This is a genomic window from Candidatus Kapaibacterium thiocyanatum, from assembly GCA_001899175.1.
Lineage (GTDB): Bacteria > Bacteroidota > Ignavibacteria > Kapaibacteriales > Kapaibacteriaceae > Kapaibacterium > Kapaibacterium thiocyanatum.
In genome coordinates this window covers 44,669-67,026 of sequence record MKVH01000017.1, presented here as the reverse complement: position 1 = coordinate 67,026, position 22,358 = coordinate 44,669, and the positions used below count along the sequence as shown (strand labels likewise).

The following is a 22,358-nucleotide window of genomic DNA, read 5'->3' as shown; positions in this document are numbered from 1 at the left end:
TAGCGATAGTTCAGGGCGCCGTCCCGGTTGTACGTCTGGTCGTCCGTCAGGATCTCGCCGTTGACGCTGGGGGCGATGTCCGTCGGCGCATTCGTGGCCGACGTCGGCAGCGGCGCGTAGGTATACCCTGCCACCACGCCGGTCTTCGTCGTCTGCGTGCGGCGGGCGATGCTGTCGACGTCGTACGTCTCGCTCTTCCATGGCGTGCCGTTGTGGTCCACGTCGGCCGTGACGAGGCGTCCCGCGTTGTCGTAGGTGTACGTGTGATCGTAGGTATCGCCGTCGAGCAACGTACTGTTGCGCTCCGTGATACGACCTCCGTTGTCGCGCGTGTAGGCGTCGCTCGAGCTGACGGGATCGAGGTCCCACGAATGGTCCTGCTGCTGCAGACGCCAGCGGGCATCGTAGCTGTAGGCGGTGTTGAGTTCGCGGTTCAGGTCGTCGGCATCGTGATAGACCTTGCCCGTGAGGTTACCTGCGGCGTCGTAGGTATACGTCACGCGCGGCGCTCCGCCCGGACGCGTGATGAGCGTGGGCCTGGCGACGCCTGCGGGATAGAAGCCGAGACCGTTGGTGCGGGCGCCAGGATCGGCGGCCGTCACCCAGGACGTCATCTCGGACACACGACCGTTGTCGTCGTAGCCGTACCACGTGGCGTACTGCCGGAGGGCATCGACGACGTGGATGCTGGTGACCTGATCCGACGAGTTGTACGAGTAGTAGACGGCATCGAAGCCGAGGGCCGGTGTGAGCTTGATCATGCACTCCACGCGTCCGCGTTCGTCGTAGCTGTAGACGCGGAAGCGGTAGGGCTCGTAGGGATGGTCGCGATAGGCGATGGCCGCCACGCGTCCGAGCTGGTTGCGCACGGACCCCGTCGTGGTGAGGTTGTTCCACGTGGCGGGCGCCGGGAAGTTCTTCCAGAACGAACCGCCACTACCTGGCATCATGTCGTAGGACACCGCCTGACGTCCGTTCTGCGGATTGTCCGTGAAGTCCTCGAAGTCGTTCGTGGCCGACGTCGGACCGTAGGGAGCCGTCTCGTTGTAGACGCAGATGTCGACGGGCTTGATGATCGTCCGCTCGAGCGCATTGTACGCGAAGGGCGCTTCGTAGGGCGGATAGGCGGCGTCGTGATCCCATTCGGGCAGGCAGCCTGCCGCACCGGCCGTCGTGTTCGGCGTGAGCGGCGGCAGCGTCGCCGGCAGGGGCGGCGTGATGGTTCCCCAGAAGAGCGACGGATTGACGGTGGGCCGGACGTACGTGCTGCCCGTTCCCGTGAGGTTGATGGTCGACGAGTCGAGACCCGCGAAGGCGCTGGAACTTTCGAAGACGGCCTCGCCGACGGCCGTCACGCGACCGAGGTCGTCGTATTCGTAGAAGGTGACGGCATCACCCGCATGACCGTCGCCCGGTGACTCCGTCTTCTTCTGCGTGAAGCGCACCTGACCGACGTTGTTGTATTTGGCGCGGATGCTGCTGAAGTCGGGATGCGTCACCGATGTCACGTTCCCCCAGAGGTCGTAGCCGTACGTCACGTCCTGTCCGGCGGGATTCGTCACCGTCAGAAGCTGATTCCTCGTGTTGTAGGTATACGTCGTGACGAGGTCGAGTCCTCCGCTGTCGACGACGACGTAGCGCGTACGCCCGAGACCGTCGACGTACGTGGCCATGTGATTGCCGTTCTCGTCGATGACCTTGCTCTTGTAGCAGATGCCGTAGAAGCCCGACGGCGAACCGACGAGGGCGCTGGCCGCTGCGAGCGTGTCCCACGATGTCCGCGTCGTGTTGTCCTGGAAGGTGATGGTGTTGATGCCGGAGAGATTGTTCGTCGTCGACACCGTGTTCGACACGACGTCGGTGGCACCGGTCACGTTGTTCAGGCCGCCCATCTGCGTGGTGACGAGGCGCGTAGCCGTACCGCTGAAGGGATTGCCGTCGATGGTCCAGTCCTTGGCCGAGTGATTCGACGGAAGGTATTCGCCATAGCCCTTGCCGTAGCGTCCGAAGAGGCTTGCGGTGGATGCCGTGTACGACGCACTACCGACGTGCTGCGACGACTGGTCGAGTTTGGCGAAGGACTCGGCCTTGTTGTCGGCGTGCTTCATGATGGCCGCGGACGTGAAGTCCTTCGCGGCCTTGTCCGGGCGGTTGCCGACGATGGCATCGATGGTGGACGACTTCCAGAACTCCAGGCGTGGTGCGGCATCCTCGGCATGGCAGGCCAGTTCGAGGAAGGGAATCCTGTACGCTGCGGTCGGCTCCACGGTGACGTCGATGTGCATCGTATCGTTCGTGGCCATGGCCTTCATGGCCGAAAGGACGTCTTCGTCGAGCGGGATCTCCCAGATGGCGAAGGTGTCGGCAAGGACGGGATCGAAGACATGGTCACGCGAGAACTCGTAGTCGAGCTGCACGGGTGCGACGAGTCCCCCGCCGCTGAACGTCACCCTGCCGATGAAGGTCCATTCGAGGGACGACAGTCCGGTGACGACGACGCGAAGGTGTCCGGCATCGATGTCGGCGGATTCGCGGTGGAGGTAGTCCTTGTCCGTGTTGTCGGCGATGTAGTCGATGCGGATGTCGCTGTTCTGCGTCATCGTGCGGCCATCGCTGAGGTCGGTACACAGACGCTGGACGACGGGAGCTGCCTCCATCGAACGGAGGCGGTAGTCGTCGTACGTCGTATCGGTAGCCGGAACGGCGGGAGCATAGCAGAGGGCCTGCGCGTAGGTGTGCACGTTCCTCGTGCGATGACTCCAGAGCTTGACGTAGGGCGGGCGCTGCGTCCAGCCCGTCGAGGGAATGTCACCCGGTGCCCACGACATCGCGCGGTTGTCGGAGACGTCCGTACGGCCATAGGTCAGATTCTTGTCGGGACCATAGGACGTCGTCTCGCGTCCGTCGAGCGTCGAGCCATTGTGCACCGGCAGCGGAAGCGTGTCGATGGTGGTCCCCCCGGGATTCATGCGGCGGACGGTGGGTATGACGGCGATGGGGTCGTCGTGCAGGTAGTCGAAGTCGTTGATGGCGAGACCGAAACTCGACACACCTGCGTTGTCGGTACGGGTCGCACTGGGCGCACCACCGGACTTGTAGGCGAGCATGATCACCGACCCCTGCTGATCCTCGAAGAGGCGCGGCAGGCGGGCCCGCGTACCGTTCGTGTAGGCGATGGTCTGCGTCGTATACGGCGCGGAGGCCTTGAGTCCTCCGGCGTCGGACTGACCGTACGTCTTCAGGCTCGTTGCCGACCCGCGGTGTGCGAGTACGAGCAGGTTGCAGACACCGCTCGTCTGATACGTGACCTCCCTGCCGCCGATGAAGTGGCCGAGCTGGTTCTCGATGGAGATGGAGGACGGCAGTCCCCAGATGGGACAGAGCCGGAACGAATGATAGAAGTAGAACGGATTGACGTCGAGAACGGGAGAGAAGTTCGAGATCGCACCCGACCCGTTCCGCAGTGCGTCGAGGGCACGGCGTGTGGCGGATTCGGCCAGGGTCGTATCGTCGTACGTACACGTCGTTGCGCCATAGAGCATGTTCGTGGCCAGCGACGTCTCGATCGTACGGAAGACGTTCGTCGTCGACGTCGGCTCGTAGATCTCCTGCGTGATGGTCGAGAGTCCGCGTCCGTAGGCGGCCTTCATCGCTGCCGACGGATTGCCGAACGTCGCGTGCGTCATGTCGTAGTAGTCCGCGAAGGTATAGGCATAGGTGCTGTGCGCCGTCTGCAGGTCCGCATTGGCGAGTCCGTCCCGCACCCACGTCGTGTTCTCCGTCAGGTAGAAGAACATGTTCGCGCCACCGCCGATGGGTTCTTCCTTCCGGTAGACCGTCGTCATGACGTCGCCCGTCGTGTCGAAGGAATTGCGCAGGTAGCGATAGATCTGCTTGTCGAGGGCACCGTCGATGGATGCGGTAGCGCTCTTCCATGCCCAGTAGTTGAGCGTCTTCTGCCGCAACTGATTCGTCAGGAGCGTACGGTCCTCGATACGGATCGACGTCGCATACCATCCCGTATCCGTCGACGCATAGGGATTGTACCAGTCGAACAGCGTACGGCGAAGCTCCTTCGGCGTGCTATGGTTCGTGGACAGCGTCATGCTCTTGACGACGCTGTTGACGTTGGGCTGGACGTTGCGTCGGGCTTCCTCGAGATACCATGTCTCGTAGTGTCCCGTAGGATAGCCGATGACGGGATCGGGGTCCCAGTATTCGATGTCGGTGATCTCCTGGCGCGTCGTGACCTTGTTCGGCCGGAAGCCGCTCCACCACGACCACGGCGAGTTGCGTTCGAACTTCTCGTAGGCGACCTTCGTGACTTCGCCGTTGGGCTGGACGATGGCACGGATCATCATCCGGGCCGCATTGACCCACTCCTGGCGGTCCTCGCTGTGGAAGGAGCGTGTGCGCGAGCCGAAGTCGGCCCAGAGCGTCGTATTCGCCTCGTCGTCCAGATAGCTCGTCGCTCCGTTGATGTCGTTCACCGGCACCGTGAACTGGTCCGTCATGAGCAGACGGTGCGTATGGCCTTCGGCTTCAATCGTGACGAAGTTGTTCTCGTAGGAGATGCGGTGACCGTGGAATTCCTCGACGAGGGCGCGGCCCGGCGACAGGTCGTGATCGGTGGCCGAGGGATAGTGCTTCGATCGCTTGAGCGTGAGGATGTTGACGTTGTCGCGATTGATCTCTTCGAGATAGAAGACCGTCGGCATCACGCCGAAGAGCGAGTCACCGGATCCGTTCGTCAGTTGATTACGGCCATAGGGCAGGACGATCTCGCGGAAGACGTATTCGAGGCCGTCACCGGCGTAGTAGCGGACGACGCGGGGCCGCACGGCCCACTCGCTGACGTACGTCGTCTTGCGTCCGACCATGAGGTCCTGTATCCACGTCGGATAGTAGGTGTCGTCGTACTCGACGACGGCGAAGGCATTGGTGTTCACGCCGTTGACGTAGTACCAACCGACGTAGCGATCCTCTTCGTCGGCCACGGCATCGTGCGGGATGGCATTGCGCAGTTCGAGGACGGAGCCGTCGGCCTGAAGGAGCTTGATGACGTCGGGCTCCGCAAGTTCGGTCAGCGTCGTCATGCGATTGCAGACGTCGTATCCGACCGTCAGCCAGTTACGGGAGGAATCTTCGGGCTCGGGTGTATAGGTCCTCGACGGGGAGTCGTATTTCTGGACATAGTTAAAGAGCTGGACGACGAAGCCGTTGACGCAGATGGCCCAGCCGCCGTGATGGCGCATCGCCGACGTCCAGGTATTGTAGCCGGTCGTGAGCGGCGGATTGTTGACGCCGAAGGTGAAGGTCTGCTCGGTATAGCAGACCTGTTCGAGGCTCGGAAGCCATGCGAGATGGACGTCGACCGGCGCGGTATTGACGGTCGTGCTCGTGATGGGATAGACGTAGGTCATCTCCCCCGTCATCGCATTGAGGCCGGTCTGTGCTGCGGCATCCGAAGGCGCCGCACCGATACCGGTGACGACGATCATCATGACGAGAAGGAAACGGCGCATCATCGTGAACTCCGGAACGAAGGATGTCGGCATGGGTGAAGGCACTCGTGTAGGCATCATCGCTGCACCACGAGAAGGGATTCGGCAATCGTACGTGCTCCATCGACGATCTTCACCACATAGCTTCCGGAGGAAAGACTCCGGATATCGATCGTCATCGCCGCGGCATCGTCCCCATCCATACGGCGGCTCATCACGAGGCGCCCCGCATTGTCCATGATCCTCAGCACCGGCGACGTCAGCCCGTCCGCCCGCAGATGTATCCTCACCTCGTTCACCGCAGGGTTCGGCGCCAGCGTGAGCATCGCGCCCGGCGTCTTCACCAGGATCGTATCGGCAGGACGAGGCGCACGTTTCTCGCTGCGCGGGCGGTGATTGAGCGGCGTCACCGTATAGCCCGTCCCCTTGATCTTCCGCGACTGCGTCGTATCGGCGGCATCCATGTCCGCAAGCCATGCGGCGGCCTGACTGCGCATGCTGGCCCCCCGGAACGCGAGCGCGTTCTGCGCCTTCATGTCCGCATCCGGACGGATGACGTAGCGTCTGCGAGCCGTACCGCCGTCATCGCGCTTCTTCGACGCATAGACGACGATGTCGCGGATGCCGTCCTTGTCCGTGTCGTAGAGATAGGCGTCCATGGACTCCCCGCCATTCAGCGTCACGTCCAGGATGGTCGTGTCGGCCACGGCGTTCTTGTCGTCCCGGTCGTAGCCCCAGAGGATGGCGGCGAGATTCACGCCGCGATAGCGTCTGCCCGTTGCGGCATCCTCACGGACGGTCGCCGTCACGACGTCCGGAAAACCGTCGGCATCGAAGTCCTCCGTGCCGAGGACGACACTGCGGCGCACGACGTCGCCGTCCTGCGCATATGAAGGCATGACGGCCGCACACATCATCACGATCGCGACGACGACCCACCCCTGTAGACGAATCATGGGAGACTCCGGTAGTATCGATAGTTGCGATGCACGGGATGTGGCGCGCGGCAGGACCGGACGTTCGTGCGCTCATCGAGCGACGATCGTCCGTGCGACATGCACGACTCCTTGATCAACCTGCACAACCCTGTCTCGGACGGGAATGGGTCCGCCTGCACTGTGTCCGGCACCTAGCCGGACCGCCACACACATGCACCGATCGGCTGCGATGTTATCACCGGAGACTATGACAAACCAACCGATACTTGTCCACACCATGACATCTGTTGACCGGCAACCGCGTAACGGATGGGTAATCAGGCGGACGGATGCAACGTTCCGCATCCGTCGCGGTACGGCACGATTACTGGGCTGGCGGACGGTCCGGGATGGCGTTCCCTTCGCCGGGATGCACCGCAACCTGGCAGCGACGCGGGGTGACAAATGCCGTAGTGCGGTCCCGGGGTTCGGGTCATGGACGGGGGATGATCCACGACGGGTGAAGGACGTCATGGACCGGGCCGTGAAGATCGGGACATCTCACGACCATGGACGATACGACGATCCCCTCGAACGGAATTCCGTTACGCCGCCGCTTCCAGCGGGAGGTCGACGATGAAGGTCGCGCCCTCGCCCGCAGTGCTTTCGCAGGTGATGAAGCCGCCGATACGTTCGATGTCGCGCTTGATGATGTAAAGGCCGAGCCCTGAGCTGTCCTCGCCCCGGGTGGGTTTCGACGAAAGCTGCCGGAAAGGTTCGAAGAGCCGGCCGAGGTCTTCCTTCGTGAGACCGGGTCCCTGATCCCTGACGCTCAGGCGCAGGCAGGCCGAGTCGTTCCGGTGGGTCGTCGTCCTGATATCGACATCGACGGTGGTCGATGCCGGTGAGAACTTGACGGCATTCGATACGAGGTTCTCGATGATGGAGACCAGGACCTGTTCCGTGATCCTGACGGGATAGGTCGTCCTGTCCGCTGCGACGCGCAGGACGATTCCCTTCTCCGCAGCGCGCAGATGCCATGATTTCAGGACGTGCTGCCACACCATGAGGGCATCCACCACGCCGACGTCTTCGGCGTCCGGATGCTGGGTCCGTGCACGATCGAGCAGGGTGTTGATCATATCGAACATCCGCGACGAGATCTGCAGGATGTGCTTGTTGAAGTCCTGGCGATGCTCGTCGGAAAGGTCGACGTTGTCCGACAACAGCGATGCGATGAGGCGGATGGTACTGAGCGGTCCCTTGAGCTCGTGCGCCATGAAGGCCAGGTATTCGGACTTCTCCCTGTTGCTTTCTTCCAGGCGTCGTACGGCGCTTGCGAGTTCCACGTTACGGAGGCGTTCGATCTCGGCGCGGGCCGCGGCCTGATCCGTATCGAAGCGTGCCTTCATGTAGAGCAGCCGTGTTTCCGCACGGGCACTGGACAACCGCATCCTGTCTTCCAGGACCCGTTTGTACATGTCCAGCGCCAGCGCCGTCTCACCGGCTTCGTCGAGCATCTGGGCCAGCGTTTCGCGTACTTCGACCGCTACGTCGCCGATGTCGTGTTCCTCTAGCCATACCAGTTCCCGCAGTCCGATTTCGTAGGCATCCTTGATGTTGCCTTCGAAGTAGTGGACGTACATGTTGGCCAGACGTGCATAGACGGCGCCGGCCGAGTCCGTCTGGGCATGAGGACGCTGAAGGACGTCATTGACGAGGACCCGTGCCCGGGCTATCTCGCCGCCGTAGAGCAGACACTGGATGTAGCGGTTGTACCACTGCATGATCTCGTCCGGCTCGCCTTCGTCCTTGCGCATCGCGAGCGACTGTTCGAGCAGTTCCATCGCCTTGTCATTGTCCCCTGCCGTGCGGTACTGCGAGGAGAGGTTGGCATAGGCCTTGGACAGGCCTACGACGTCTCCGGCCCGCTGATAGAGTTCGATGGATTTCCGGAAGAAGGCGATCCCCGCTTCGGTATCGTTCAGGAAGTGCTCGTAGAAGCTGGCCATGTTGTGCATGACCTTGGCCTGCATCTGTTCGTCGCCGAGTTTCTGTGCCGAGGCCAGGACCTGTTCGTACAGGGTGACGGACTTGATGAAGTCGGTGCGCCGGTGATAGACGTTCGCCATGTTCAGGCGGACCTTCATCAGCCCCGTTTCCTCGTCGGATCCTTCGAGGAACTGCAGGGCCTTCTCGTATGCCGCCATGGCACCGTCGTAATCCGCAGCCACGAAGCACAGGATGCCGAGTTCGTTGTATGCCAGCCCTTCCAGGATGGGCAATGCCATGTCATGGGCCAGACGGCGTGCGCGTTCGGCCAGGACGTTGCCTTCGTCGAGTGTTCCGATGTAGATGTGGGCGCGTGCGCCGAGCAGCAGCGCATGTATCACCGATTCGTCGTTCCGTCCGGGACCATCGAGATACGGCACCAGGAGTTTCGCGGCTCCGCGCGGATTCTTCCGAAGAAGCTCGTCGGCCTCTGCCAGAATCCGTGATGGAACCGTCGCTACCGTTGCCGTTACTATGTTCACCGGAGTTACTTCCTGTTCTGTACTTCCTTCGCGGCTTCCTGTACGGCGCCGATGATCTGCTTGAACTTCTCGGCTTCCGCAGCCTTGAGCGTTGCCCGTTGCATGAGGACGTAGAAATTCTGCGCTACGTCGAGACGCATATCGACCACGATCATGTCGTCGTCCTTCTTCCCGGCCTTCGTCGCTGCATCGACGGCCGTCGTCAGCGCATGCTTGACGTCAAGATACGCATCCACTTCGTTGCCCCGTATTTCCACACCACCCAGGAAGGAACTTACGGCACGGACGTCGGCGAGGACGAGCTTCGGACGGATGACGGTTTCCTGCTGCGACTGCAGCAACGATGGCTGCTGGGTCTGCTGGGCCCGTACGGTGGCAGGAATGAACGTCGTTGCGGCTACGACCGCGGCGGCAAACAGGACTGTACGCATGGATAGGATATATGGTTGACGGATGATCTTCGATGGATCACAGGCGCAGACCGACGCTGACCCTGTGGAGCAGCGCCGCCGCACCGAGCGAACTTACGGCATAATCGACGTTCACCTTCGGGGTGACGATACCGACGCCTCCGGACAGGCCGGTGAGCTGCGTGCTGACGTTCACCCCGCTGAGATTGCGGGTCGAATTGTCGTAGCCTACCCGGAGCTGGACGGCCTTGCCGAGGTAGAGCTCGCCACCGACGGAGAAGTTCAGGAACCGGTCGGTGAACGAATCGACGTCGTCGGCGAGATGATTCAGCGAGGCATTCACCAGCAGGGGCAGTCCGCGCAGACGGTGGTTCACGCTGATGCGCATGTCCACCGGCAGCCTGTCGCGGGTACCGTCGTAGGTCGCGAGCTGGGTACCGAGCTGCAGGATGGAGATGCCGACGTTCGTGCGGCTCTTCGGGATCTGGAACAGCAGGCCCGCGTCGAGGGCCACGGCCGAAGCGGCCATATCGTCCAGCGAGCTGTAGATGAACTTCGCCGTCACGCCGTAGGAGATCAGCGTGTCGATCTCGTTGGCATAGGACAGGGCGAAGGCGACGTCCGACGCGCCGAACGTGCCCGACCGGACGCCGGCACCGTTGGTACGGTCGAAGGAGCCATAGGACGTGAAGACGGCACTCGCCGCCAGCGTTCCCACGCCGTCGATATGATCGGCATAGACGGCCGATCCGGAGTTGATGTCGAGGACGTGCTTGAGGAAGGTGGCCGCAACACGCTGCCCTTCCACCGTCGGCAGGGTGGCGGGGTTGAGGAAGACGGCCGTCACGTCGTCCGTCACGGCATTCGTGGCTCCGCCCAGTGCTGCCGACCGTGCGCTCAGGTTGAATCGCAGGAAGGAGAAGACGGAGGCCTGTTGCGCCTGGACCACCGACGTGGTCACGTTACAGACCGCCACTGCGATCAAAAGTGCACGAAGGCACTGCAGACATGTTCTGTGGGTCATAGAGCAACGGTCGGTGTGAACTGTGCACGTTCTATGGCTTCGATGAAGATCCGGGGAGGGCGCGTCGGCTTCCAGACGTCCGCACGGACGAAGCTGTGACGCGTGTAGCCCGTGGCGACGACGTCCGTTCCTCTGAAGATCTCGTATCGCATCGTCAGCGTTGCCGAAAGGCTGTCTTCGTAGGTGGTCACGATCTCCAGTTCGTCGTCGTAGTACGCGGGCATACGATATTCGGCGTGAGCTTCGAGTACCGGGAGCAGGTAGCCTGCGCGCTCGAGTTCCACGTAGGGCAGTCCGAGCGAGCGCAGGAGCTCCGTACGACCGATCTCGAAGAACATGAAGTAATTACCGTTGTAGACGATTCCCATCTTGTCCGTATCCGCATAGCGGACGCGGACCGTGGTGCCATGCCGTATCGGTAGCCGCGTCATGCCTTGTCCGAACGCTCGAGGTTGGAGAGAAGGTCCAGCAGACGTTCGAGTTCATCGAGGGAATAGAATTCCACTTCGATGGCGCCTTCCTGGCTGCCCTTCATCTTGACCTTGACCTGCGTGCCGAAGATGTGCCTGAGCGTATTCTCGAGTTCGGACAACGTGTGGGCGAGCTCGCCTACCGCTACGGATGTTGTGGAAGAGCGAGCTTCGATCTTATTGTGAACCGGACGGATGTCGCCGCCCTTGGCGATGTCCTTGCGGCCCAGTTCGAGATCCTTCACCAGTGCTTCCGTCTTGCGCACGCTGAGATCGCGTTCACGGATCTCGTGCAGGACGGCCATCTGCGCAGACTCGTCGGAGAGTGCCAAGAGGGCGCGGGCGTGCCCCATGCTGATCTGCCTGTTGCGCAAGGCCTGCTGTGCATCGTACGGAAGTTTCAGCAGCCGGAGGTGATTGGCCACGGTGCTTCTGTCCTTCCCCACCTTGACGGCCACGTCTTCCTGCTTGAGATGGCATTCCTCGATCAGCCGCTGATATCCATGGGCCACTTCGAGCGGGTTGAGATCTTCGCGCTGGACGTTCTCGATGATGGCAAGCTCCAGCATCTGCGCGTCACCGCTGACGGTGGTCACGTAGGCCGGAATCTGCTTCAGGCCGGCTTCCTTCGACGCACGCAGGCGGCGCTCGCCGCTCACCAGCTCGTATCCGTCGAAGAGCTTCCGCACGGTGATGGGTGTGATCACACCGTGCACCATGATGGAGTTCTTGAGTTCTTCCAGCGCGCGCGGATCGAACTCCTCGCGGGGCTGGAAGGGATTGGGCTTGATCTTGTCGATATCGATGAAGCCGATACCGTTGGCGGCGCCATCCGTCTCGTCGACGATGGTCTGCTGCGCCGTCTGATCCTGCTTGATGAGTTCCTTCGGAATCAGCGCGCCGATTCCCTTTCCGAGACCGAGTGTCTGCTTCATGATGTTCTCCCTTCACCTTCGTGCCCGGCCTCGACGGCGAGCATGCCGTTACGCGTCAGGATCTCGGTGGCGAGTTCCAGATAATTCTGCGATCCGATACTCGAAGCATCGTAGAGCAGAACGGGCTTGCCGTGACTCGGCGCTTCGGAAAGACGCACGTTCCGCGAGATCACCGTCCTGAACGCCTTGTCCTCGAAATGGCGCCGCACTTCGTCCACGACCTGGTTCGAGAGCCTCAGACGGCTGTCGTACATCGTGAGCAGCACCCCTTCGATATCGAGATTGGGATTGGTACTGCGCCGCACGATGGCGATGGTGTTCAGCAACTGGCCGAGACCTTCGAGGGCGTAGAACTCGCACTGCACGGGTATCAGGACGGAGTCGGCGGCCGTAAGGGCGTTCAGCGTGAGGAGGCCCAGCGACGGCGGGCAGTCGATGACGATGAAGTCGTACTGATCCCTCACCTTGGCCAGTTCCTGCTTGAGCAGGTGGCCGCGCTGATGCGCCTCGACGAGTTCGATCTCCGCGCCGACGAGATTGATGTGCGACGGTACGAGATCGAGATACGGCATCTGCGTCTTGACGACGGTTTCGGCGACGGGCAGACGTCCGACGAGCACTTCGTAGACGGTCTTGTCCAACGCCGTCGTATCCACGCCGTAGCCGTGGGATGCGTTGGCCTGCGGGTCGATGTCCACCAGCAGCGTCCTGTGCTCCGTGGCCGCCAACGAGGCGGCGAGGTTCACGGACGTCGTGGTCTTGCCCACTCCGCCTTTTTGATTCGCGATCGCGATCACCTTGCTCATACGTTCAGTCTCCAGTGCCGGCTAGCGGCAGGCGTGTTATCGAATGGATGCAAATTAAGAATGCGGGAGGTAACGGGAAGCCCCGTTTCACAAGGGTTTCACGCTATCTATCGACCGCCCGAGATGGAAAGCCGTACATCGAACCCGATCTGGGTCGTGCTGAAGCCCGGATTGGCCGCCCCTTCGCTGAAGGTTCCTTCGTACCGGACGAAGGCGGAGGCCGTGACGCGATTGCTGATCGTATACCGCGCCCGCGGCTCGATGGTGATCTGCGTCGTGCCCTGGACGGTCGCTCCGTCGGGCTTGTAGTCGAGAACGTCGAACTGGGCCTGCTTGCTCTGCCGCAACTGCGTGAGGAAGGAGAACTCCATGTCGTTCTGCAGGTCGATGCCGAGGAACTTGAGCGAGACTCCCCTGCGCAGGTAGGAGGCCTGGATCTGGAGCTCGTTCTGCGTTTCCCGCGAGATGGTGGCCCGCGCCGATCCGTTCAACGAGTGCGCCGTCGTCGTGTTGTATCGCACGGTCGCCGTCAACGTCCCCTTCAGCGCCTTCTCGTCGAAGTTCATGGTCACACCGAGCAACGGCTGGAAGCCGCTCTTCACCTGCTGCACTTCGATGATCCGGCCATTGTCGTTGATGCGTGCGTTTTCCTGGTAGTTCGACTGGTACGAGTGTTCGAGGAAGATCCGCTGTGCGATGCCCTTGAACGGGCCGAACTTCTCGATACCGTCCCATCGCAGTGCCCAGTTCACACCGGGCATGATGCGGGCCAGCTCGCCGGAGAACAGTTGCAGCGATTCGAAGCCTTCGCGGAAGGACAGGGCCAGGGCGTCGAGCAGACGCTGGTTGCGCATCGTGCTGTCGGGCGCCGCTTCGATGACGGCCTTGCGCTGGTTGTAGAGCTTGATGACCTGTTCGATGTTGTCGTTGAAGGCACTGAAGACGAACCACGACGGAATGCTGATGAAGGACCGGTCGAGCGTCTGACGCTGGTTGACGTTCGTGAACGTCGGAACGCCGTTCGCATCGGTGATCACGCGCTGGTTGCGGGAATAGCCCATGTCCGACTTCATCGTCAGGTCGAGCGTGGCGCCGGGCCAGAGCGGCCGGCTCGTCTGAAGCTGGATGCGGGCCGTCTGCGAGAAGTCGTCCTGCATCACGCCGTTGGCCGGACGCAAGCCGGGGCTCGTCGAGAACTTGAAGAACGGAAAGGCCGAGCTGGGTTCGATGGAGATGCCGCCATGCGGATTGCTCACGAGGCCGAGCTGATAGGCCGTGCTGGGACCCCACATCGGATCGTTGTCGCGGAACGTCAGCGTACGTGCGAAGAGGTTCGTGAGGCCCGGACCTCCGAGTACGCCGTTGTTGGATGCGTTGTTGGTGACGCTGAACAGGAAGGTCAGGTTCTCGAAGCCGAAGAGCACTTCCTGAAGGATCGCTCCCGCCGTGCCGAGCGCACCCGACGACGTCTTCGACGAGGGCTGGCCGAAGATCTCGTTACCGAACTGACGCCATCTGAAGACCGGGCTGAGCCGGAACGTGGCGTTGTACTTGGCCGTACGCACGAGGTCGCGCTGCCGCGGATCGGGCTGCAGAGGATCGAACCACAGGTACGTCACGTTGTACGAGCCCGTCGTTTCGATGAAACGGTTCAGACCGAGGATGTCGGGCAGGCGCGGACGCAGGGAGATCGTGACGGTCTGGTTGACGTTGTTGTCCCTGCCGAGGTTGATCAGGGTTCCGTCGTTCAGGAACAGTTGCGACGCCAGGTCGCTTCCCGTCCGCTGACGTCCGTTGGCATCGAGTTCGTACGGTACGAGCGTTCCCATCGCCACGTACTTGTAGTCGATGATGGGGCTGAGGAAGCCGTTCTCCACGAGCTTCCAGTTGAAGCCGAACATCTTCTCGGCCGTGAACTCGCGCACGATGGGACTCGGGAAGTCGAGGAAGCGCGACTGCTCCGTGATGCGTGAGCGCGTCATGTTCAGGCTGGCATTGATGTTGGAGGGCAGAAGATTGATCTTCATGTCCTTGTATGCCTTCAGTCCGAAGATGCCGTCGAGGAAGCTCAGCGGCTTGAGGTCGTACTTCGACGGAATCGTGACGGCATAGTCGACCTTGAAGCGCCATCTCCATTCGAACCGCTGCTGCACCACCTGGCTGCGCTGGAATTCCTGCGCATAGGAGAAGTTGAACGTCAGTTTGTTGAAGGTATCGTCGATGAGCCAGTTCTTCACGGGAATGCCGAGACGCAGTCCCGTGAGGGCCCACTGGTCCTGCACGCGGACGGTCTGCGAGCGCGAACGGACCTGGTCGGCAACGCTCGACGCCACTTCCGGCGTAGCGCCCTTCGACAGCGTATCGAGTCGTGCGGCCTCGGCGGCACGTTCGAGATCCACGTCGTTCTGCGCCTGATACAACGGCGATTCCGCGAATTCCGTATGCGAATACATGATCGGAATCTTCGTGTCCTTGAGATCCTTCGGAAGGAACTTCTCGAGCCCGGCCGTCATGTTCACGTTCCAGCTCGTCACGTTGCTCCGGTTCCCGAAGCGCTCTTCGAGACGGTGGAAGTTGGGTGCCGTATGATTGAGCGAGGCCGTGATCTCGCCGAGATCAGCGAGCTTGAGATTGGTGCTCGCGATGGCGGCCCAATCGCTCGTGCTCGTCGGATCGACGAGGCGGAGCTCGTCGACCCACATCGACGTCGTGAGTTCGTTCGGGAAGCGTTCCGCGGGATTGGCGATACCGAAGCCCACGAACTGGACGCGCGTGAGGATCGGACTGCCCTTGATGGCGAAGATGGCCTCGGGATCGTTCGGTACCGGGAACTCCTGTCGTTCCAGCGTACGGGAACGGTCGCGGGTTTCCTTGATGGCCGTGAGATCTGCCATGATGATGCGCAGGTCCTGCCATCCGCGAAGGAGCGGGCGGCGGTATTCGTAGTAGTTGGCCGAATCGACGCCGAATCGCACGAAGGCATAGGCCGGAGGCGTCGAGCCGGGCGTCACCTTGTCGGGCATGGTCTGATCGCCGTGGATGAAGAAGGCCATCTCCTTGTAGAAGAAGAGGTCCTGCGGACGATACAGACGTACGGCCATGCGTTCTTCGCCGTATCGCAGGTTGCGCGTACGGACGACGAGCGACTGCTCGTTGGTGAAGATATCCTGCGTAGGGTCCGGATTCTGCAACTGCCGCGGCGGCGTCACGCACGGCGGCATCGTATAGTAGTCCGGCGCGTTGCTGTTCTCCTCACGGCTGACGTACGCCACCTGGATCGTGCTGTCGCCGGGCTGGAGGCCAGGTTGCAGGTTGTGGTTGCGCAGCCAGTACGATCCCACCAGGCCCCAGTCGGCGATGGAGACCTTGGTAAGGCCGCCACGGAATGCGATACGGACGTACTGTATGTTGGTGTAGAGCGGATTGCCTACGATGGTATCGGGGCGTCTGACGGGAATACGGAACAGGTACCAGCCCTTGTCGGGATTACCACCGACGATCTGCGGATTGGTCGCAGCATTCGGATCGAGCTTGATTTCGTACCGGAAGTAGGAATTGTCGAGTGAAATGGTCTGACCATTGTTCTTGTTCAGGATTTCCGTGTCGGGGAACTGGCCGAGTTCGGACTGCGTGGCATTGCCTTCGAAGTTGTTGTACCGGACGAAGTCGCCCTCCTGCTGGTCCGCCCTGTTGCCCGAGAAGTTGAAGAAGTAATCGTCACGCGCCGGGTCGGTCTCGCGGTTGAGAGGATCCGGATATTCGAGGCGTTCGTCGGCGTTGAACAACGTATCGATACCGCGGTCTTCACCGACGTCGATGAGGTTGTTCGGCGGCGAGCGGTCTTCCGTATTGAGGCGCTGATTGGGGATGACGTCTTCGGAGACCTGACCGAGATCGATGTACATCTTCGAGCCAGGCTCGTAGGCGTCGATGTGCATCATGATCTCGATGTAGTCGATGTTGTCGTTGTCGAAGTTGGTGTTGAAGGCGGAGAGCAGGCGCATCATACCGCCCCATACGCGGTTGCGGTTCTCGGCCTGGAACTGCTGGACGCCTGCACGTACCTGGAGACTGTCGGCGTCGTTCCACCGCGGATTCGCGGCGTCGAGGAACTGCGCATTCCTGTTGTAGATACCGCGATGATCCGGATCGAAGACGAGGCGGATGGGATTGATGTTGCTGCGGCCGGTGATGCGTGCACGGTTCGGATAGACGTCTGCCTGGGGCACGTCCGGCACGAACTTCTGATACCAGAAGGAGCGGCCACGATAGTAGGCGGCCGTCGTATCGGCATCCCAGAGCGTCTTGTCCTCGAAGGCCGAGGAATGGCTCCACACCGACGGTGTGAGACCGAAGGAGAGATAGCGTCGGGCGCTCTCGAAGTCGTCGAGATATGCCACGGCCTTGCTGTTGTCCGAACAGATCGTCGAGATGCGCTTGTTGGGATCGGGTGCCACCATGGCCCATTCGCCGGTGACGGTGAAGAGCGACTTCTCCTTGGTGTCGTAGATCGGAAGTGCGTCGAGGGCACGGGTCAGCCATGGAAGCTCGGCGTTGAACTTCGTATCGAATCCGATCATGAAGTTCGCATTCGGCTCCTGGCCAGGCTGCACGCGGTCGATGACGGCGGCCTGGTCGTAGTTCATCATGGTCATGCCGATGCTGCCGCTCATCTTGCGTTTACTGAACAGCAACATGTCGGCACGAAGCCCTACAAGGGTCCGAGTCGTGAGATTGAAGATGTCGTTCTGTTCGAATTCGACGTTGAGGTTGGCATTGGGCAGCGAGGCCCTGGCATTCATGATGTTGAGCTGGCCCGTGTAGTAGTCCACGGTGTAGTCGACGCCTTCACGCAGTTGCATCCCGTCGAGCGTCACACGTACGCTGCCGGGAGCCGTGTTGTATCCCAACTGGATCCTGTTCCCTGCCGACGTACCGCTGGCTTCGCCGATGATGAGGAAGCGGTCCCGCGCCGAATTGAGACGGGCTGCCTGGTCCGTCGTGTCGTAGATCTCGTTGAAGACGTACTGCTCGGCGACCTGGGCATTCCCCTTCGCGGCGAAGTAGTCGCGGAGACCGGCGCGGAAGGGTTCGAGACTCGGGAAGGTGATCTCTCCTCGCGCCGCGTTGAAGACGGGTGGGCGAGCATCGAAGACACCGTCCGGCGGCTGCGCACCCGTACCGTTGTTGACCTGGTCGATGCGCATGATGGTCACGATCTTGTCCGGCGCGCCATTGAGCACGTCGGCGGAGTCGTTCGTATTGCGGAAGTACCACATGCCGATCTTGGCGTCCTGCGAGCTCACGTTCGTGATGCCGATGTTGTACCGGTTCCGCATCTGGCGCTTCCAGATCAGACGGAAGCCGGGCTGGAGCTGCGGACGCGAGACGAGCTTGAGGATGAGCGTATCCTTCTCGTTCGCCGTCGACGTCAGCGTACCGTGGTAGTTGTCGTCCGTCGGTGAACTCGACGGCCCTTCCGTACGATACGACACGGCATAGGTACGGTCGTTCCGGAGATTGAGGATGGTGAGCGTACCGAGGTTGAGGTCGACTTCGTACCGGGTATGATCGAGGCGCAGGAAGCGTCCGCGCTCCACGGAGCCGACCTGGATACGCTGTTCCTTGACGCTCGCGGGATAGCGCTGGCCGAGCTGGTACTGGATGGGCTGAAGATCGTCGATGGCGATGGCTTCGTTGGCCTGGACGTCCTTCAGGTCATTCGTCGATTCCCAGACTTCGATTTCCTTGATGACGAGAGCCGACGAATTCTGCGGCAGCACCGGTGTCTGCGAGCGGTAGTATTCCCGCCATACGTCGAAGTAGGCAGTGTCGACGAAGAAGTGGTTCCGCGAATAGTCATAGGCCCGCACCGTGAAGTACTGCTTTGCGGAACCGCCGCGTGCGTTGACGAAGCGACGCTCACCGCGACGCTGCGAAGCGATGGTCTTCAGGAAGAGAGGACCGAACTGGAAATCCGCACGGACGCCGAAGAGTGTCTGTCCCCCGCCGATCAGCGTGCTCTGCGTCTCCAGGTTGACGTTACCGAATTCTACCTTCTTGATGATGTCGTCGTCGTACCCTTCGTAGCCGATCTTGAACCGGTTGTTGAACTCGAACTGGTTCAGCGTGTTCCAGTCGACGTTCATGCGGAACTTGTCGCCGATACGTCCCGATACGTTGACCTGGATGTTCTGGTTGAAGATCGGTGCGGACTGGGTCTGACCGAGTACGGATGCCGTACCGAGGCGTTGCGTGTCCCAGCGCCATCCGGCCTGGACGTTGACCTCACCGTTCACGTTGATGGAGATCTCCGGCTTGCCGAAGATGCCGAACAGCGGATTGGGCGGCAGCGGGATGGTGATGTTCGTGGCCTGGTCGATGAGCTTGGTGAGCTCGCTGCCCGAGAGCGGTTTCTTGATCTCGTAAGCCATCAGGGACGAATCGCGGAGGGCCGACAGGATTTCGTCGCGCCGCTCGGACATGTAGAGGTCGAGTGGAATCGGCACGTCCACACCGATGTCGTATCCGTTCATCAGCTCGCGCAGACGTATTTCGCGAAGAAGGGAGTCTACGGAACCGGCCGTGGAATATCCCTTCGGAATCGGGATGGAACGGTCGCGGCGCTGTTGCGGGGAAAGGCTACGCCTGGTCGTCTTCGAAGGCGGAAAAAAAAACGGGAGGTCGGTATTGGTCGGATCGCCCGAGTTGATCCTCAGGGAATCGTCGTTCAACTGGGGCGCCACGGAACGCATCGCGGGCACGACGGCGGAAAGCACCGTCCACGAGGCAACGCGCATGCCCATGGCATGCATGTTGTCGGCCGCGAACTCAACGAATGGCTCGGCGGAAGCAATGGTCGTGCAAGCGGCTGCCACACAACACACGACGACCATCATCACCAGGCGTATCACCTTGGTACGTGCGTCCATAACCCTAGGGAAAATCGAGACAGACGCCGGCACCTACCGACGTCATGTGAACTACGTACCAACGGGCAGCGATACTGTCTTTCCTTGAAAATGGCTATCAGTGCAAAGATATGAGAATACGGACATCTTGGACGTCATGGCGGTGCGGTCTAATTTTGCCCTCTCAGCGACCGCGCCATAGTGGCGTGGTACGTACTTGTTGCCAGTCTATTGTAGCTCATGACGCGCGCCACCATCCTTCTTTGCGCGGCCCTGTTTCTGGCAGGTGCCGTCCTTCCTCTTCATTCGGCGGACCACAATGTCTATCAGCGTCTGGGTACGGCGCAGGTACAGGCGCTGATTCCCGCTCCGAAGCGCACCGTCATCGATCTCAGCGGTCCGTGGCAACGGGAGATCAACGGTTCGGCCGCAGGAACGGCCCAGATACCCTCCAGCGAGGAACTCGCCAACCGCATCGTCTATAAACGATCGGTACGCATCGAAGGCAGTACACTGCAGAACCATTCATGGCAACTGCAGTTCTTCGGTGTGAGTGACGAAGTGGAGCTGCGGATCAACGGACGCTTCGTCCTCCGCTATCCCGGCGGGCTGATTCCCTTCACCGCACGTATCCCGGAACGCATCCTCACGAGCGGAACGAATACGATCGAACTGGCCGTATCGCCCGCGGGAGAAAAGACCCAGCTCATCGATGCCTTCGGACGTTCGTCGAAGAAGATGACGATGGGCATCGTCCGCGAAGTCTTCCTCGTCGGCACACCGCACGTCTGGACGAACGACGTCAAGACGACCGTCTCCATCGCATCGAACAGATCGTCGGCATCCGTCGCCGTCTCCGCGACGGTCTTCGGTGGTAACGTCGATCGCCTGATCAACAGGGACGGTAGCGGAGACGCCCTGGCGAACGACAAGGTTCCGGTCACGGTCGAGGCCATCCTGACGGCTCCGAATGGTTCCGTGGTCGCCACGTCGGGTGCGACGACGGTGGTCACCGAACGTGCGCGGCAGACGACGACGTCCTTCCAGCTCGGCCTGCAGTCCCCCATCCTGTGGTCGACAGCCAATCCCGCACTCTATACGGTGACGATCAGGGTTGCGCACAACGGTTCCGTCATCGACGAGTTCTCCCATCCCGTAGGTATCAGAAGCGTTCGCATCACGACCCTCGAACGCGGCCGCGGCATGCAGCTCAACGACTCGAACATCATCATCAGCGGTGTCGAATACGTCGAGGAATATCCGAACCTCGGTCCGTCGATGTCGTGGCGCCAGATGGAACAGGACGTAGCGATGATGAAGACGCTCGGCATCAACGTCGTCCGCTTCCGCCACGGCAGCCCCCATCCCTACTTCCTGCATCTCTGCGACAAGTACGGTCTGATGGTCTTCGCCGAACTGCCGGCCGCCGACATTCCGGAAGGCCTGCTCGAACACGAGGAAGTGACGGCACGGCTGCGTAACGCCGCCGAGCGTCTCGTATCCTATGCGGACAGCCATCCGGCCGTGATCGCCTACGGTGTGAGCGACGGCATCGGAGAGGGCACGGCCACGGCCGCCGCCTTCCATGGACAGCTCGTCAAGACGTTGCGCGCCGGTGGCAGCAAGCTCCTGTACAAGGTCGTCACCGCGGGTTGCCTGCCCAAGGTGAGCGAGGGAGGTTTCGACATCATCATGGCCCGCTTCACTACCGTCGACGAACGGGCACGACTGCAGTCGCTGCTTCAGGGACTGCAACGCACGGTGCGTACGGCGGCCATCCTCACGAACTTCGGTGCCGTCGTATCTCCGGCCAACATGAACGGCTTCTCCGATCCCCTCTCGAACGAAGCCCAGGCCGTGTCGCTGAGGGACTGCTACAAGACGTCGATCAGCAGCGGCATGGCAGGTTGTATCGTGTGGTCGTTCAACGACTATACGCTTGAGAAGCCCACGATGCTCGTCGACCACTACGATGCATATACCTGTACGTCGGGACTCGTCGACGTCTGGCGACAGCCGCGCGTTTCCTACAGCATGCTGAAATCGCTGGTGAACGACGAGAAGGAGCCGCTCCTCCAGGCACGCGACTATTCGCCCGACACACCACTCGTCTTCATCGTGACGGGAATCGTCCTCGCCCTCGTGCTGACGTTCCTCGTCAACAGATCTCGCCGCTTCCGCGAATACGTGCTGCGCGCCGTCCTCCGTCCGTACAACTTCTATGCCGACATCCGTGACCAGCGCATCCTGTCCACCATCCAGACGACGATCCTCGGCGCCGTCATCGCGAGCTGCCTGGGCCTCGTCGTCGCATCCCTGGTCTTCTTCCTGCGCACCGATCCGGACGTCGAATATCTCCTGCACCTGCTGCTGCCATCGAATCTCGCCTATGGCATCCTGCGCGCTATCGCGTGGCAGCCTGCCCTTTCGCTCTTCGTCTGTTCGGCGGTCGTCCTCCTGATCCTCCTCGCCATCGCCGTGATCCTGCGCGTCGGTGCGATGTTCGTGCGCGGTCGCATCTACTATCGCGATACGCTGACCATCGCCGTCTGGAGCGCACTGCCGCTCGTCGTACTGCTGCCCATCGGCATCGCTCTCTACAAGATGCTCAGCACGGATGCGATGTCGTTGTGGGTTCCCGTCATCATCGGCCTCATCGTGTGCTGGTTCATCTTCCGCATGCTGCGTGCCACGGCCGTCGTCTTCGACGCCCCACCGCTCGTCGTCTACGGCATCGGCGCCTTCCTGATCCTCTGCACGGCAGGGATCACATTCTGGATGTACAGCGCACGATACGATCTCATCGACTTCCTCACGTTCTACGTCAACGTCGTCAGCGCATGACAG

The 22,358-nt window shown here is 61.3% G+C and carries 10 protein-coding genes and 1 pseudogene; 2 read left to right on the top strand and 9 right to left on the bottom strand.

The window, feature by feature from the left end; genetic code table 11:
- The 9 genes and pseudogenes from BGO89_00265 to BGO89_00225 all read right to left on the bottom strand — a co-directional run bounded on the left by BGO89_00265 (position 1) and on the right by BGO89_00225 (position 19,415).
- Positions 1-5,558: pseudogene (locus BGO89_00265) on the bottom strand (hypothetical protein).
- Positions 5,559-5,581: 23 nt separating this feature from the next.
- Positions 5,582-6,460 carry a hypothetical protein gene (locus tag BGO89_00260; protein OJX58677.1) on the bottom strand — a complete coding sequence of 293 codons (879 nt, stop codon included), beginning with the start codon at positions 6,458-6,460 and terminating at the stop codon, positions 5,582-5,584.
- A gap of 566 nt (positions 6,461-7,026) precedes the next feature.
- Complete coding sequence (locus BGO89_00255; protein OJX58676.1) at positions 7,027-8,853, bottom strand: hypothetical protein; 1,827 nt, start codon at positions 8,851-8,853, stop codon at positions 7,027-7,029.
- A 107-nt stretch (positions 8,854-8,960) separates the two neighbouring features.
- On the bottom strand, positions 8,961-9,386 hold the full coding sequence (locus BGO89_00250; protein OJX58675.1) for a hypothetical protein: 426 nt from the start codon (positions 9,384-9,386) through the stop codon (positions 8,961-8,963).
- Between the two features lie 37 nt (positions 9,387-9,423).
- Positions 9,424-10,326 (bottom strand): hypothetical protein, encoded by a 903-nt coding sequence (locus BGO89_00245; protein ID OJX58674.1) that lies wholly within the window; start codon positions 10,324-10,326, stop codon positions 9,424-9,426.
- Between the two features lie 59 nt (positions 10,327-10,385).
- Positions 10,386-10,820 (bottom strand): hypothetical protein, encoded by a 435-nt coding sequence (locus tag BGO89_00240; GenBank protein OJX58673.1) that lies wholly within the window; start codon positions 10,818-10,820, stop codon positions 10,386-10,388.
- Positions 10,817-11,794, bottom strand: a complete 978-nt coding sequence (locus tag BGO89_00235; GenBank protein OJX58672.1) for a hypothetical protein — start codon at positions 11,792-11,794, stop codon at positions 10,817-10,819. The genes BGO89_00240 and BGO89_00235 overlap by 4 nt, the downstream gene beginning before the upstream one ends.
- Positions 11,791-12,600 (bottom strand): chromosome partitioning protein ParA, encoded by an 810-nt coding sequence (locus BGO89_00230; GenBank protein OJX58671.1) that lies wholly within the window; start codon positions 12,598-12,600, stop codon positions 11,791-11,793. The genes BGO89_00235 and BGO89_00230 overlap by 4 nt, the downstream gene beginning before the upstream one ends.
- Before the next feature lie 107 nt (positions 12,601-12,707).
- Positions 12,708-19,415 carry a cell surface protein SprA gene (locus tag BGO89_00225; protein ID OJX58670.1) on the bottom strand — a complete coding sequence of 2,236 codons (6,708 nt, stop codon included), beginning with the start codon at positions 19,413-19,415 and terminating at the stop codon, positions 12,708-12,710.
- On the opposite strand from BGO89_00225, the gene BGO89_00220 reads away from it, so the two are divergent.
- Together BGO89_00220 and BGO89_00215 are read left to right on the top strand one after the other, a co-directional pair.
- Positions 19,414-19,620, top strand: coding sequence for a hypothetical protein (locus BGO89_00220; GenBank protein OJX58669.1), 207 nt, complete (start codon positions 19,414-19,416; stop codon positions 19,618-19,620). The genes BGO89_00225 and BGO89_00220 overlap by 2 nt on opposite strands.
- A gap of 131 nt (positions 19,621-19,751) precedes the next feature.
- Complete coding sequence (locus tag BGO89_00215; GenBank protein OJX58668.1) at positions 19,752-22,355, top strand: hypothetical protein; 2,604 nt, start codon at positions 19,752-19,754, stop codon at positions 22,353-22,355.
- Positions 22,356-22,358 lie beyond the last annotated feature (3 nt).